The sequence below is a fragment of the Gordonia sp. DT219 genome, assembly GCF_049847065.1.
Taxonomy (GTDB): domain Bacteria; phylum Actinomycetota; class Actinomycetes; order Mycobacteriales; family Mycobacteriaceae; genus Gordonia.
In genome coordinates this window covers 113,567-127,167 of record NZ_JBNCNR010000006.1, presented here as the reverse complement: position 1 = coordinate 127,167, position 13,601 = coordinate 113,567, and the positions used below count along the sequence as shown (strand labels likewise).

The following is a 13,601-nucleotide window of genomic DNA, read 5'->3' as shown; positions in this document are numbered from 1 at the left end:
CGGCCGCTCAGGGAATTTGCCGGCTCAGGGAAGTTGCCGGCTCAGGGAAGTACCGGCTCAGGGAATCGGCGATCCGTCGTAGAGCACGTCGAAGAACTGGGTGGCCACCAGCGTCTCGCCCTTGTCGCGATCGATCCCGAGCTGTTTGCGGTAGGCCCACACGTGCTGCAGCGACAACGCCGAATACAGCAGCGGCAGATGGTCTTTGCGCTGTTCGTACACTCCCAAGGCGCCGCGTGCGGCGTCCCGGTCGGCGCGCGCGTGACTCGGGTGCATCAGGGCGTCGCGGATCACCGCCGCCCGGATCATCCTCTTGCGGCCGGCCGGGACGACGACGAGTTCGCCGGGCGCGAAGAGCGCGGTGTCCAATTCCTCGGCGGTGGCCACGGTGCAACCAGCGGTCGGGCGGGGATTGCACTCGACCATGTGGTGGACACCGTCTTCGGTCATCAGGTAGTCGAAGCTGAGCTGACCGTGCCAATTCAGTTCGCGCGCAATGCGTTGCGCGGTCTCCAGCGATTCCGGCGAGTCGACCGAACGGAAGATCATCCCGCCGCGATTGTCGATGGCCAGCGGATGCTCGTAGCAGGAGTGCAGCACCACCTCGCCGTGGTGTACGACGCTCCAGCTGCATCGATCGACGCCCTTGAGGAACTCCTGCACCAGCCATGGGTTCTCGGCGGTCGGCTCGATGTCCTCGGGGCTGATCTCGCCGGCCAGCGGGCCGGTGTTGGTCGCCACGTCGAGCCCGCCGCGGCCGAAGGCCGCGCGCGCGAACCAGTGATCCCAGTGCCCGAGCGCGGTGCGCAGCTCATCTTTGTCGGTGGCGGTGATCGTCTCGGCGACCGGGAGATCGAGTTGCTTGCACAACTGGGTGAAACTGACCTTGTCGTGGACCAGACGCAAGGTGTCGAGGTCGGGAAAGAAGAGCTCGATATCGCGGTCGGCCGCCAGTTGTTCGCGGTGCCGGGCGAGGTAGAAGACGTCCTCGAACATCGGGAGCAGCCAGTTGATCTGCTCCTCGTCGATGATCGTCGCGATCGTGTCGACGAAGGCCCGCGGCTCCTGCGCGGGGGCCGGCACGATGCGGTGTTTGCTCGCACCGCGCGAGTGGTTTCCCGGCGCGGCCCGGAACGTGTCGGTGGCCACCACGAACCGGCCGGTCTCGCCGAGCTTGTGGATCTCGTCCACCGCGAACGGCATCCGGGAGGTGGTGACGAGGATTCGCGGATCAGCAGGCGCCATGTGGTCGTAGAGTAGTCGACCGCGCGCCGCCGGCGATACGCTGAGAAACGCCATGGCAACCAACACACCACCCGGCGGCACCGGCCGACACCCCGACGGTCCGGCCTCCGCGCGCCGGACGTTGCGCCCGGGTCCCGCGCTGGGGGCGGCGGTGGCCGCCTTTGCGGTGGTGATGATGGGGACGACCATCCCGACGCCGCTGTATTCGATCTACGGTTCGCAACTGGATTTCGGGGTGACCACGACGACGGTGATCTTCGCCGTGTACGCCGCCGGGGTCATCGCCGCCCTGATCTTGTGCGGACGCTGGTCCGATGTCGTGGGCCGACGGCCGCTGCTGATCGCGGGCGTGTTGATCTCGGCGGTGAGCGCGGTCATCTTCGTCACCGCGGGTGGGCTCGGCCAGTTACTCGCCGGCCGCGTCGTCTCCGGATTGTCGGCGGGTATCTACACCGGCACCGCGACGGCCGCGGTGATCGAACTCGCGCCCCGCTCGTGGCAGTCGCGGGCCCCGGCGATCGCCACCGCCGCCAACATGGGCGGACTCGGGCTCGGCCCGCTGGTGGCGGGCCTGCTCGCCGAGTACGCGCCGGCACCGCTGCACACCGTCTTCGTGGTCGACCTCGTCGTCCTCGCCCTCGTCGGCACAGCCATCTGGTTCATCGCCGAACCGGTCACGATCACCCCGGGCGCCCGGCTGAGCCTGCAACGACTGTCGGTGCCACCGCAGGTGCGGGCGGTCTTCACGGGCCCGGCGATCGCCGCGTTCGCCGGGTTCGCAGTGCTGGGCACCTTCACCGGCATCGCTCCGTCGTTTCTGGCGAAGGTGATCGGCATCGACAATCATGCCGCTGCGGGTGCCCTCGTCGCACTGCTGCTGGCCTCGTCGGCGGCCATCCAGATCATCGGCCGCCGCGCACCCACCGGCACCGCACTGATCGCCGGATGCGCGATACTCGTCGTCGGGGTCGCGGTGCTGGCGTGGTCGCTGGCCGCGGCCTCGCTCACGCTGCTGATCATCGGTGCCGTGATTTCCGGTGTCGGCCAAGGCATTTCGTTCAGCAAGGGGATGGCCGCAGTGGTGGCCGCCAGCCCTGACGACCGCCGCGCCGAGGTGACCTCCACCTATTTCGTGGTCGCCTATGTCGCGTTGTCGGTCCCGATCATCGGGCAGGGGATCGCCGCGGCCCACTGGGGCCTGGTCACCGCGGGCATCGCATTCAACATCGGGGTCGGCATCCTGTGCGCGCTCGCGATGATCCTCATCGTGTTCGCCCTGCGCCGCAGTGCGGATACCGCCTGACGGCGCCGGCTCATCGCGTTCAGCCGAAGGTGTCGTCGGACTCTGGGCGCCCACCGACTCCGGCCGCCTCGAGCGCCGCGACCAGCGCCGCGAACCGCGCATTCGCCGGCAGGTCCTCGATGAGCACCGGGCGCCGGTCCTCGTCGGCCAGCGGGATACACCAGTTGGGATATTGATCGGAGTCGGTTCCCGGCTGATTCTGGATGCGCCGTTCGCCCACCGCGTCGACGAGCGCCACCCCGAGCAACACCGACGGGCTCGCCGCGATGAGCTGGTAGAGCGCATCGACGGTGCGCGGATCGGTCAACGGGATGTCCGGCGACCACAGCCCCCGTTTCCGGGCCATCGCGAGGATGGCATCGCGGTCGTGTTCCTCGCGCGCGCGGTCGGCGTCCTCGCTCTCGGTGAGCAGTCCCAGTTCGGCACGCAAGGTGATGTGGTCACCGGCGAGATAGCCGACGGTCGGCGGCAGATCGTGGGTGGTGACCGACGTCAGACAGAGTTCGCGATAGTCCTCGGGCGGGACCGGCGCTTCGGCGCCCTGCTCGAACCACAGGATCGAGCAGCCGAGGATGCCCCGGTCGGCCAGGGTCTGGCGCACCGTCGGCTCGAAGACCCCGAGGTCCTCGCCGATGACGACGGCGCCGGCACGTTGCGCCTCGAGAGCGAGGATGCCGATCAGCGCATCGTGGTCGTAGTGCACATAGGTGCCCTCGGCCGGGGAGCACCCGTCCGGGATCCACCACAGCCGGAACAGACCGAGGATGTGGTCGACGCGCAGGCCCCCGGCGTGCCGCAGCACCGTGCGCAGCATGTCGCGGTAGGCCGCGTACCCCGATTCGGCCAGCCGCCGCGGATGCCATGGCGGCTGGTTCCAGTTCTGTCCCTGCTGATTGAAGCCGTCCGGCGGGACGCCGACCGTGGCGCCGGTCGCGAGGACGTCGCCGAGCGTCCACACGTCGGCGCCGTCCCGGCCGACCCCGACGGCCAGATCGGCGACGATGCCGATCCGCATCCCCGCCGCCCGCGCGGCACGCTGGGCGAGGGCGAGCTGTTCGTCGCAGATCCACTGCAGCCACGTGTAGAACTCCACACGTTCGGCGAGCCGTCGGCGCTGCTGCGCGACGAATTCCCGATCGCGGAGTTCGCCCTCCCATTCGGGACCGTCGGCGCCGTACTCCTCGACGAGCGCACACCAGGTGGCGAAGTCGCGCAGGCCCTCCCCCTCCCGGCGCCGGAACTGCCGGTAGGCGGCGGCGCGTGCGGTCCGCAACGGCACCCGGTGGATGATCTCCAGGGCCGCCAGCTTGGCCCGGTAGGCTTTGTTGCGTTTGATCTTCTTCGTCGAGAGGTCCTCGGCCACAAAGCTTTTGGCGAGCCTCTCGATGACCTTGCGATCCGCCTTGGGTACGTCGACGAATTCGGGGATGTCGGTGACCGCGATATAGAGCGGGTTGACGAAGCGACGGGTCACCGGCAGATACGGCGAGTTCTCGAGCGGCGGGACGGGCTGCGCCGCATGCAGCGGGTTCACCTGGACGAAGTCGGCGCCATAGGTGCTCGCCGTCGACGCCGCGATCTCGGCCAGGTCGGCGAGATCACCGACGCCCCAGGACCGTGAGGACCGCACCGAATAGAGCTGCAGAGCAGTCCCCCACCGTTGCTCCCCCAGCAGCGCGTCGGCGGTGTCGAGCCGGCGCGGCGTCACGATCAGCGGTGCCGACGCGGTGCGCTGCGTGACGGTGTCGGTGGCGGTGATCTCGTGGTATCCGGGCGGCAGGCCGTCGGGCACGGCGAAACTCGCCCGGCCGGTGCGCACCCCGTCGACCTCGCGCGGCTCCCACCAGATGTCGAGTTGCACCGGGCGGATCCGGTCGCCGCCCTCGGTGGTGAGGGTGAGCTCGACCGGATTGCCGTGGGGCACATGGACCCACAAGGTCGCCGCGTCGCCCTCGGTGAGCACGGTGACCGGCGCGACGAGCGTCCGCCACGCGGCGATGTCGAGTTCGGCCAGCGAATCGTCGATCTGCTCGTCGGTGTCGGCGGCGATCCCCATCGCGTCGAGTACCGACCGCAGCGTCGATGCGCTCACCTCGTGATCGGTGTCACCCCATCCCACATAGCTCGTCGCCACCCCGCTGCGGCGCGCCAACTCGGCCAGTCGCGCTCCCACCGCGTCGGTCGCCACTGCATCGGGCACCACTGAATCGGCCACGCCTGCATCGTCTCACCGTCGGCGGCTGGGCGCGCGGCATCTCGCCGGTGGCGATCAGCCGAACAGCACTCCCGGGTTGAGCAGTCCGTGTGGATCGAGGACGTCCTTGATCGCACGCATCGTCGCGAGGTCGACGGCTGATCGGCCCAGATGTGTCCACGCGACCTTGGCGCGCCCGACACCGTGTTCGGCACTGATACTGCCGCCGAGAGCTGCGACGATCGAGAACACCGTATCGGTGGCGGCGCCGGTCGACTCGACCGGCACGTCGAGCAGATTCACGTGAATGTTTCCGTCGCCGACATGGCCGAACAGGATCGGCCGGCACGCGAAGTCGAACCGATCCGGGAGGTCTTGCAGCTCGGTGATCGCCGCCGCGAGGGCACGGATCGGAAAGGACACGTCGAGTTTGACCACCGGCGTCGAGGTGGCGCGTGCGATCGATTCGGTGTGGCGCTCACGAACCTCCCACAGGGCCCGCGCCGGACCGGGTTCCAGCACGGCGTCGATGATCCCCTCGGCATCCTCGAGTAGGTCGACGACGACCTCCTCGGTGTCGCCGGCGCCCGACACCTCGACCAGCAGATAGTACGGCGCGGGCGTGGCAACGGGCCGCCGGGTTCCGTACTCGTGGACGAGATCGAGTCCGTCGTGAGTCATGAATTCGGCGGCCTCGACCGCCAGCCCCGATTCGCGTGCCCGCCCGATCAGGGCGAGCGCGTCGGCGACCTGCTCGTGCGCGGACACCACCACGACGGTCTCGGCGGGGGGCGTGACGAGGCGGAACAGCACCCGGGTGATCACCGCCAAAGTACCCTCGCTGCCGGCAAGAAGAGCCGGAATATCGTATCCCACATTGTCTTTCACCAACGGCGACCAGCGTCGCAGGATCTCTCCGTCGGCCCGGACGGCCTCGACGCCCAGGATCTGGGCGCGGGTGTTGCCGTGCCGGATCATGCGCATGCCCCCGGCGTTGGTGGCGACCACCCCGCCCGCGGTCGCGCTGTCGCGGGAAGCGAGATCAACCGGGAACATCAACCCGTAGTCCTGGGCGCGGGCGTCGATCGCCGCAATGGTGGCACCGGCCTGCGCGCCGACGCACCGGCCGACCGGGTCGACCTCGTCGATGCCGGTCATCCGCGCGGTGCTCAGCACGATCAGCGGCGCACCACCGGACGCGGGCGGCGGGACCGACCCGCCGACGAGTCCGGTGTTACCACCCTGAACACACATCCGGATGCCTTGGGCCGCACACAGTCTCACGACCTCGGCAACTTCGTCGGTGCTCCGGGGACGCACCACCGCATCGGCCGACCCGGTGTAACGGCCCATCCAGTCGACGAGATATCCGGCCATCGCGTCGGCGTCGGTGAGCACATTGGCATCACCGACGATCCGGGCAAGAGCATCCTCGACGTGTTCGACGTCCCCGACGGCAGTCATCACCCGATTATCACCGGCCGGCACGCGGACCGCGCGGTACGGACGGTGCAACGGAGCACACCGGGCGAAGCAGGACGATCAGTGCAGCGCCTCGGTGATCGGTTGGTCGCCGTCGTTGAACTCGATCATCCGTTGCGCCGTGGCAGGATCGGCGATGACCGCAGCGGCCACCTGCGCCACATTGTCCCGGCTCGTCTCGCCCTTCGATTCGCCCGAACCACCGAGCGCGATGCGTCCCGAGCCCGATTCGTCGGTGAGGCGACTCGGGCCCAAGATCGTCCATGCCAGGTCGGTGTCCTTCAGATGAGCATCCGCCGCAGCCTTCGCCTCGGCATACGGGTAGAACGAATCATCCTCGGGCACACCGTGGTTGCGGTCGGCACCGAAGTAGGAGACGACGACGTAGCGGTCGACCCCGGCGGCGCGGGCGGCGTCGATCGAGCGGATCGCGGCGTCCCGGTCGACCGCATACGTGCGCGCCGGATCACCACCGCCGGCACCGGCCGACCACACCACCGCGTCGTGACCCCGCAGCAGCCCGGCGATCCCGTCGACGTCGAGCTTCTCCACGTCGGCGACGACAGGCGTGGCACCGGTCGCCTCCACGTCATCGGTTTGTGCCCCGTTGCGGATCACCGAACTCACCGCATCGCCGCGCGCGGTGAGCAGCCGCGCAAGTCGCAGCGCGATCTTTCCGTGTCCGCCGATGATGATCACTCGTGCCACAGTGCACCTCGTTTCGTGTCGGTCGATTCGATCGGGGTCGGTCCCCACCACCCTAGGCATCGACGACGTGCATGCGCCACGACGCGATTGCGCCGACCGAATCACACACCGACGGCCGCGAGCATCGCCAGCTTGTCGTGGCTCTCACTGCCCGGCACCGCGGTGTACACCAGCAGGGCGTGCGCACGTTCAGGGTCGAGCAAGGTCTGACAGCGCACCTCGATCACGCCGAGCTCGGGATGCAGGAGACGTTTGTCCTCGTCGGTCAGCCGGGCACCGACATCGTGACGCTCCCACAGCGCGACGAAATCGGCGCTCTCGGCCTGCAGGGCCGCGGCGATCTTTGCCGGGCGCGAGCGTGGGCCCTGCATGGTGACCGCCGCACGCAGCCGCGCCGTATGCGCGCGGGCGTGGTGGTCGTGGTCGGCCGCCGGGTATCGGGCCCGCGTGGCGGGGTCGGTGAACCACCGATAGGTGATACTGCGGCGGTACCCGGTGAAGACACTGTCGTCGCCGACGAGTGCGACGGCCAGCGCGTTCTGCCACAACGTCTCCGCCGCACTGTTGACGACCATGGCCGGCGTGTCGGACAGGCGGTCGACGATCCGCATCATCCCCGGACCGACGTGGTCGTCGTGATCGATCCGGTCGGGCGGATTGAGCCCGGCCAAGCGGAAGAGGTGATCGCGTTCGTCGAGTCCCAGGTGCAGGGCCTGGGCGATTGCGGCACACATCTGAGCCGACGGATGCGGCCCGCGTTGCTGCTCGAGCCTGCTGTAGTAGTCGGTCGACATCCCGGCGAGTTGTGCGAGCTCCTCACGCCGCAATCCGCGGGTGCGTCGCCGCACACCCGCAGGTAGTCCGACATCGGCGGGGGCCAGCGCGTCGCGGCGGCTGCGCAGGAACTGCGCGAGTCCCGCCCGATCGATGGTGGTGGTCATGCCCTACACCTCTACTCCCCACCGCGGACCCGGATCCAGGGATCACCGGTCCGTGGATGACTGCGGCCTGGCAGCCCGGTGCACACCGAGCTGAAGTGGGTTGTCGACGTGACCACACGATCGAGATGCAGACACCGAACCGAAACCACACAGCCAAGGAGTACATCGATGAAACTCACCGACAACACCGTCTTCATCCCCGGGGCGACCTCCGGGATCGGCCTGGGACTGGCCGTGCGTCTGCACGAACTGGGCAACACGGTCATCGTCGGCGGCCGGCGCACCGCCTTGCTGGACGAGATCGCCGCCGGCCATCCCGGCATCCACACGGTGCGGATCGACACCGCCGACGCCGACGACGTCGCAAAGGTGAGCGCCGACGTCCAGCGCAGGTTTCCCGAGACCAACGTGCTGATCGCGATGGCGGGCATCATGCGTGTCGAGGACCTCACCGGACCCGGCTTCCTCGACACCGCCGAAGCCGAAGTACAGACCAATGTCCTCGGACCCCTGCGCCTGGTGGCCGCCTTCACCGAGTTCCTGGCCGCCCGCCCCGGCGCCACCATCATCACCGTCTCGTCGGGTCTCGCGTTCACTCCCCTGGTGGCGACCCCGACCTACAGCGCCACCAAGGCCGCGATCCATTCATTCTCCGATTCCTTGCGATTCCAATTGGCGCCCAAGGGAATCGACGTTCTCGAATTGGCTCCACCGGCCGTCCGCACCGATTTGCTGCCCGGTCAGGGGCAGGCCGAGTGGGCGATGCCGCTCGACGACTTCCTCGACGAGGTGCTCGCCCTGCTGCCGGACGCCACCGACGAGATCCTGGTGGAGCAGGTCATGCCGCTACGGCATTCCGAGGTGCGAGGCAACCGTCAGGCGCTGCTCGAGCAACTGGCACAACAGCACTGAGCCTCGACGCCGGATCTCCGGCGCCCCCGCTCCGCCGCGGCCTCGGCTCAGAACGACGAGGGGGGAGTGCGTCCGGGCCCCTTGCGCCATGCGCGGAACAACATGAAGCCGCCGTAGATCGCCAAGGCGATCAGCCCGACCCAGAAGAGTCCCTTGATGATCGGGCCGAGCATCGCCAGCGCGATCAGCGCGATGGCGATGATGCCCAGGACCTTCCAGAAATTGAGGCCGCTGCCGTGGGTGGTTGTGGTGGTGTCTTGTGGTGTGTTCATGACTCCACCATGCCTCTCCGCGAGCGGGATTTCACTGGTCAGACGTACTTCTGGGGGAAAGATCAGGGGTCTCCCCCATCTGCGTTCCGACTGGGTACATTCCTACTGGGGCTCAGGAGTCGAGGGTCGCCGGTGGCGTAACTGCATCCCAGCATCGTCGGGGCGGTGATGGCGCGGCGGTCCCGGAACCATGCGATGCAGATGTCGGCGACGCATCCGGGCGAGCGAGTCAGCAGGTATCCGTGAGTGCAGTCGCCGAACCGGTCCTCATAGTTCCACCGGTCGAGCATCGCCCGCGGCACCACATATCCACCGATCATGGGAACGTCCATCACCGTGGTCGAGAGCCGGACCATCATCGTGTGGTCACGCAGAACGAGAATCTGAGCGCACGGGACATCCCCGGCATCGGGGTCTGACTCGTCGTGCTCACCCGGGCCGAGGTCGAGGACCCCACCCTGCGGGATGCCGGTCACCGAGTCGGCGAGCCAGTCGCGCATCGCAGCCCACGACCGGCCGGGATCGGGATCGGGCGTGTGCGGTTCGGGCGTGTGCGGTTCGGACTGGTGCGGGTCGGACTGGTGCGGGTCGGACTGGTGCGGGTCGGACTGGTGCGGGTCGGACATCGGGGGGCCTCCTCTGCTCGGGATGGGGCCAGTGAAGCACCGGCCACCGACAAGATCTCGAACGCGAGTACGAATCCGGTCGGTGAACGGCCGCGACCTGGGCGGATGCCGCCTGGGCGGGACCCTCGCCGCACTAACCGGCAAGATCGAGGCCATGCCGATCCCCGAATTCATCCGTGATCTTCGTGTCCATGTGGGCCATTCCCCGCTATGGCTGTCCGGTGTGAGCGGCGTCGTCGTCGACGATGCCGGCCGGGTGCTGCTGGCCCGGCGCGCCGACACCGACGAATGGGCGGTCATCTCCGGCGTTCTCGAACCGGGCGAGGAACCCGCACACGCGATCATCCGCGAGATCGCCGAGGAGACCGGCATCGATGCCCAGGTGGTGCGGCTCACGAGCGTCGACGTCACGCCGCTGATCACCTATCCCAACGGTGATCAGACCCGATACCTCGACGTCTGCTTCCTCGCGCGATATCGCGGTGGACGACCACACGTCGCCGACGACGAGAACACCGACGTCGGCTGGTTCGACCCCGCCGACCTGCCGCAACCGCTCGCCGAGACCACGCGCCTGCGTCTGGCCAAGGCGCTCGCCGACGAGGAGCGGGCCTGGTTCGCGACCTGAGGATGCCGATCGGTGACGGCCCGGTCGTGACCGCGCCGAACGCGAGCGATGGAATACCGCCCGCGAGCGAGTCCTTGAAACCAGCATGGCCGGACTCCCACATTCCAACGAGAACACCAACGAGAACACCCTCGACATCGACTCCGCGGCCGTGACCGCTGTTCAGGTCGTTGCCACCGACTACGGCGACCCCACCGAGGTCACCGAGGTCGTCAAGGCCGAGTTACCCACCCCCGACGCCGGGCAGGTGGTGGTGGCCACCGAGGCGATCGGCGTCAACCCCATCGACGCGAAGATCGTGCTCGGCGCCATGGGCACCGACCGCTCCGCACTGCCCCGCCCGATCGGCAACGAACTCGCAGGCGTCATCCACGCCGTCGGCCCCGACACCGACGGATTCGCCGTCGGTCAACGCGTCGTCGGCTATCCGGTTCCCGGCGCGTTCGCCGACCACGTCGTCGTCGGCACCGATCGGCTGCACCACCGCCCCGACGCGCTCGACGCCGAACACGCCGCCGGACTGCTCCTGGTCGGTGTGACCGCCGCCGACACCGTGGCCACCGCAGGCATCGGCGCGGACGACGTCGTCGTGATCCATGGCGGTGCCGGCGCGGTCGGGGTGATCGCCGTACAGCTCGCCGTGCGGGCCGGGGCGACGGTGATCGCCACCGCCGCGCCCGCCAACCACGATCATCTCCGCGAACTCGGCGCGATCCCGGTCACCTACGGCGACGGGCTGGTCGACCGTCTACGCGACGCCACCGCCGGTCCGGTCACCGCCGCCATCGACACCGTGGGCACCGACGAGGCCATCGACGTCTCGCTGCACCTGGTGGATGACCGGTCCCGGATCGTGAGCATCGCCGCCTTCGGCCGGGCCGACAACGGCATCGTGCTGGTCGACGGTTCGTCCGCCGACAGCAAACGCCACCGAGCCGAGGCCGTCGATGGATTGATCAGCGACGCCGCAGACGGTTCACTGGTGACCGAGGTCGCCGCGCGTTACCCGCTCGCACAGGCCGGGCAAGCGCTGGCCGATCTCATGGAACGTCATCCGCGCGGAAAGTTCGTCCTCATCCCCTGATCGGCGTCGGTGACCACCTCCGCCACACCGGCGGGCACCCCACAACAATGAAGTGAAAGGTGTTCCATGACAGTCCCTTCCATCACCCTCAACAACGGCGTGCAGATCCCGCAACTGGGATTCGGCGTCTTCCAGATCACGCCCGAGGACACCGTCGAGGCGACCCTCTCGGCACTCGACGTCGGCTACCGCCACATCGACACCGCCCAGATGTACGGCAACGAGGCGGAGGTCGGTGAAGCCGTTCGCAAGTCGGGCATCTCGCGCGACGAGGTCTTCATCACGTCCAAATTGAACAACGGCAACCACGCCTACGACGACGCCATCAAGGCCACCGACGAGTCTCTGAAGCGTCTCGGTGTCGATCACCTCGACCTGTACCTCATCCACTGGCCGCTGCCCGAGGTCGGCGACTTCGTGGAGACGTGGAAGGCGCTCGAGAAGATCTACTCCGATGGCAAGGCCCGCGCGATCGGCGTCTCCAACTTCCAGAAGCACCACCTCGAGCGTCTGTTCCTCGAAACCGACGTGGTGCCGGCGGCGAACCAGATCGAGATCCACCCGTATCTCACCCAGAACGCGTTGCGGGCCTTCAACTCCGAGCACGCCATCGCCACCGAGGCGTGGTCGCCCATCGCCCAGGGCGATGTGCTCGACGATCCGGTGCTCAAGAAGATCGCCCAGGAGAAGGACCGCACGGTCGCACAGGTGGTGTTGCGCTGGCACATTCAGCGCGGCGACATCATCTTCCCGAAGTCGGTGACGCGCTCGCGGGTGGAGGAGAACTTCGCACTCTTCGACTTCGAGCTCGGCCCCGAGGACACCGCCGCGATCGACGGTCTCAACAAGGACAAGCGGCGCGGGCCCGATCCCGACTCCTTCAACTACGTGCCCTGATCCGGCACATCGGCAATCGCTGCGGCCGGCGGGGATCCCCCCGCCGGCCGCAGCCGTGTCTCGGCCCCCACCCGGCCGACCAGGCGCCGGCCGGCCGGTCGCACAATGAGGTCCATGCAGATCTCCCGACGGGCCCAGCGGGTCGCGCCGTTCTACGCGATGGAGTTCGCGAAGAAGGCGGGTGCACTCGATGCGGCCGGCCACGACGTCATCCGGCTCAACATCGGGGAACCGGATTTCGGGGCGCCGCCGGCGTTCCTCGCCGCGGCCCGCGAACTCACCGACGGTCGGCCGCTGGCCTATACCGACGCCCTGGGCACGCCGGCACTGCGCACCGCGATCGCCGACTTCTATGCCACGCATTTCCACGCCGAGGTGGATCCGCGGCAGGTCGCGGTCACCTCCGGCGCATCGGCGGCACTGCTGCTGACCTGCGCGGCGCTGATCGATCCCGGTGACGGGGTCCTCGTCGGCGACCCGTCCTATCCGTGCAACCGCCAGTTCGCCGAGAGCTTCGGCGCCGAGGTGTCGTTGATCCCCACCACACCGGAGAGCCGTTTCCAGTTGACCCCGGCGCTGGTGGCCGACGCCTGGACCGAGCGCACCCGCGGCGTGATCGTCGCCTCGCCGTCGAACCCGACCGGGACCTCGGTGCCCCACGACGACCTCGTCGCGTTGTGCCGGGCGGTTGCCCGACGCGGCGGATGGAGCATCGTCGACGAGATCTATCTCGGCCTCGCCGATCCCGGCGCCGATGGGCATCCGCCGCGCTCGGTCCTGGCGGCCGGCGGCGACTTCCACGCGAACACCGTTGTCATCAACAGCTTTTCGAAGTATTTCGGGATGACCGGGTGGCGGCTGGGCTGGGCGATCCTGCCGCCGGATCTCGTCGACGTCACCGAACGTCTGGCGCAGAACTTCTATGTCTGCCCGCCGACCCTCGCCCAGTTGGCCGCACTCAGTTGTTTCACCGCCGAGTCGCTGGCCGTCACCGAGGAGCGGCGACGCGAGTTCGGCAACCGGCGCCGGCTCGTCCTCGACGGACTCGAGGGCATCGGGCTGCCGGTCCCGGTGCCACCCGACGGCGCCTTCTACGTCTACCTCGACGTCTCGGGCACCGGACTGGGCTCGGCCGAGTTCTGCGAGCGCGCACTCACCCAGGCGCACGTCGCGCTCACTCCCGGGATGGATTTCGGGGTCGCCACCGCCGACGATCACGTCCGGCTCTCCTACGCCGCATCGACCGCCGACCTGACCGATGCCCTCGAACGCCTGGAGCGCTTCGTGGACGGCCTGCGAGGCTAGAGCC

At 68.5% G+C, this 13,601-nt stretch carries 13 protein-coding genes; 6 read left to right on the top strand and 7 right to left on the bottom strand.

What is annotated here, in order from left to right; genetic code table 11:
• Nucleotides 1-57: 57 nt before the first annotated feature.
• The gene (locus tag ACPXB3_RS10425) at nucleotides 58-1,245 is read right to left on the bottom strand and encodes an ATP-grasp domain-containing protein (RefSeq protein WP_425727539.1); all 1,188 of its coding nucleotides are present in this window, start codon (nucleotides 1,243-1,245) and stop codon (nucleotides 58-60) included.
• A gap of 52 nt (nucleotides 1,246-1,297) precedes the next feature.
• On the opposite strand from ACPXB3_RS10425, the gene ACPXB3_RS10420 reads away from it, so the two are divergent.
• A complete protein-coding gene (locus ACPXB3_RS10420; protein ID WP_425727538.1) occupies nucleotides 1,298-2,548 on the top strand; it encodes an MFS transporter in 1,251 nt (416 codons plus the stop codon).
• Between the two features lie 19 nt (nucleotides 2,549-2,567).
• Here the strand turns inward: ACPXB3_RS10420 and malQ are convergent, their stop codons facing one another.
• The 4 genes from malQ to ACPXB3_RS10400 all read right to left on the bottom strand — a co-directional run bounded on the left by malQ (nucleotide 2,568) and on the right by ACPXB3_RS10400 (nucleotide 7,873).
• A complete protein-coding gene (malQ, locus tag ACPXB3_RS10415; RefSeq protein WP_425727537.1) occupies nucleotides 2,568-4,763 on the bottom strand; it encodes a 4-alpha-glucanotransferase in 2,196 nt (731 codons plus the stop codon).
• Nucleotides 4,764-4,817: 54 nt separating this feature from the next.
• The gene (locus tag ACPXB3_RS10410) at nucleotides 4,818-6,206 is read right to left on the bottom strand and encodes an FAD-binding oxidoreductase (protein WP_425704583.1); all 1,389 of its coding nucleotides are present in this window, start codon (nucleotides 6,204-6,206) and stop codon (nucleotides 4,818-4,820) included.
• Between the two features lie 78 nt (nucleotides 6,207-6,284).
• Nucleotides 6,285-6,932, bottom strand: a complete 648-nt coding sequence (locus tag ACPXB3_RS10405) for an SDR family oxidoreductase (RefSeq protein ID WP_425704582.1) — start codon at nucleotides 6,930-6,932, stop codon at nucleotides 6,285-6,287.
• 101 nt (nucleotides 6,933-7,033) lie between these two features.
• Nucleotides 7,034-7,873: a helix-turn-helix transcriptional regulator gene (locus ACPXB3_RS10400; RefSeq protein WP_425704581.1), complete on the bottom strand. Its 840-nt coding sequence runs from the start codon at nucleotides 7,871-7,873 to the stop codon at nucleotides 7,034-7,036.
• A 168-nt stretch (nucleotides 7,874-8,041) separates the two neighbouring features.
• On the opposite strand from ACPXB3_RS10400, the gene ACPXB3_RS10395 reads away from it, so the two are divergent.
• The gene (locus tag ACPXB3_RS10395) at nucleotides 8,042-8,785 is read left to right on the top strand and encodes an SDR family oxidoreductase (RefSeq protein WP_425704580.1); all 744 of its coding nucleotides are present in this window, start codon (nucleotides 8,042-8,044) and stop codon (nucleotides 8,783-8,785) included.
• Nucleotides 8,786-8,832: 47 nt separating this feature from the next.
• Here ACPXB3_RS10395 and ACPXB3_RS10390 read toward each other — a convergent pair whose 3' ends face one another.
• On the bottom strand, nucleotides 8,833-9,057 hold the full coding sequence (locus tag ACPXB3_RS10390; protein ID WP_425704579.1) for a hypothetical protein: 225 nt from the start codon (nucleotides 9,055-9,057) through the stop codon (nucleotides 8,833-8,835).
• A gap of 62 nt (nucleotides 9,058-9,119) precedes the next feature.
• Nucleotides 9,120-9,683 (bottom strand): hypothetical protein, encoded by a 564-nt coding sequence (locus ACPXB3_RS10385; RefSeq protein WP_425727536.1) that lies wholly within the window; start codon nucleotides 9,681-9,683, stop codon nucleotides 9,120-9,122.
• A gap of 154 nt (nucleotides 9,684-9,837) precedes the next feature.
• Here ACPXB3_RS10385 and ACPXB3_RS10380 point away from each other — a divergent pair, with 154 nt between their 5' ends.
• The 4 genes from ACPXB3_RS10380 to ACPXB3_RS10365 all read left to right on the top strand — a co-directional run bounded on the left by ACPXB3_RS10380 (nucleotide 9,838) and on the right by ACPXB3_RS10365 (nucleotide 13,597).
• Nucleotides 9,838-10,311 carry an NUDIX hydrolase gene (locus tag ACPXB3_RS10380; protein WP_425727570.1) on the top strand — a complete coding sequence of 158 codons (474 nt, stop codon included), beginning with the start codon at nucleotides 9,838-9,840 and terminating at the stop codon, nucleotides 10,309-10,311.
• A gap of 85 nt (nucleotides 10,312-10,396) precedes the next feature.
• On the top strand, nucleotides 10,397-11,395 hold the full coding sequence (locus ACPXB3_RS10375; RefSeq protein WP_425727535.1) for an NADP-dependent oxidoreductase: 999 nt from the start codon (nucleotides 10,397-10,399) through the stop codon (nucleotides 11,393-11,395).
• 66 nt (nucleotides 11,396-11,461) lie between these two features.
• Nucleotides 11,462-12,292 carry an aldo/keto reductase gene (locus ACPXB3_RS10370; protein WP_425704576.1) on the top strand — a complete coding sequence of 277 codons (831 nt, stop codon included), beginning with the start codon at nucleotides 11,462-11,464 and terminating at the stop codon, nucleotides 12,290-12,292.
• Nucleotides 12,293-12,406: 114 nt separating this feature from the next.
• Nucleotides 12,407-13,597: an aminotransferase class I/II-fold pyridoxal phosphate-dependent enzyme gene (locus tag ACPXB3_RS10365; RefSeq protein WP_425727534.1), complete on the top strand. Its 1,191-nt coding sequence runs from the start codon at nucleotides 12,407-12,409 to the stop codon at nucleotides 13,595-13,597.
• The last annotated feature ends 4 nt before the right edge of the window (nucleotides 13,598-13,601 follow it).

Coding starts and splice junctions, on each gene's coding strand:
- ACPXB3_RS10390 (WP_425704579.1), bottom strand. CDS start 9,057: ATGAACACACCACAAGACACCACCACAACCACCCACGGCAGCGGCCTC.
- ACPXB3_RS10375 (WP_425727535.1), top strand. CDS start 10,397: ATGGCCGGACTCCCACATTCCAACGAGAACACCAACGAGAACACCCTC.
- ACPXB3_RS10385 (WP_425727536.1), bottom strand. CDS start 9,683: ATGTCCGACCCGCACCAGTCCGACCCGCACCAGTCCGACCCGCACCAG.
- ACPXB3_RS10365 (WP_425727534.1), top strand. CDS start 12,407: ATGCAGATCTCCCGACGGGCCCAGCGGGTCGCGCCGTTCTACGCGATG.
- ACPXB3_RS10395 (WP_425704580.1), top strand. CDS start 8,042: ATGAAACTCACCGACAACACCGTCTTCATCCCCGGGGCGACCTCCGGG.
- ACPXB3_RS10410 (WP_425704583.1), bottom strand. CDS start 6,206: ATGACTGCCGTCGGGGACGTCGAACACGTCGAGGATGCTCTTGCCCGG.
- ACPXB3_RS10380 (WP_425727570.1), top strand. CDS start 9,838: ATGCCGATCCCCGAATTCATCCGTGATCTTCGTGTCCATGTGGGCCAT.
- ACPXB3_RS10420 (WP_425727538.1), top strand. CDS start 1,298: ATGGCAACCAACACACCACCCGGCGGCACCGGCCGACACCCCGACGGT.
- ACPXB3_RS10425 (WP_425727539.1), bottom strand. CDS start 1,245: ATGGCGCCTGCTGATCCGCGAATCCTCGTCACCACCTCCCGGATGCCG.
- ACPXB3_RS10400 (WP_425704581.1), bottom strand. CDS start 7,873: ATGACCACCACCATCGATCGGGCGGGACTCGCGCAGTTCCTGCGCAGC.
- ACPXB3_RS10370 (WP_425704576.1), top strand. CDS start 11,462: ATGACAGTCCCTTCCATCACCCTCAACAACGGCGTGCAGATCCCGCAA.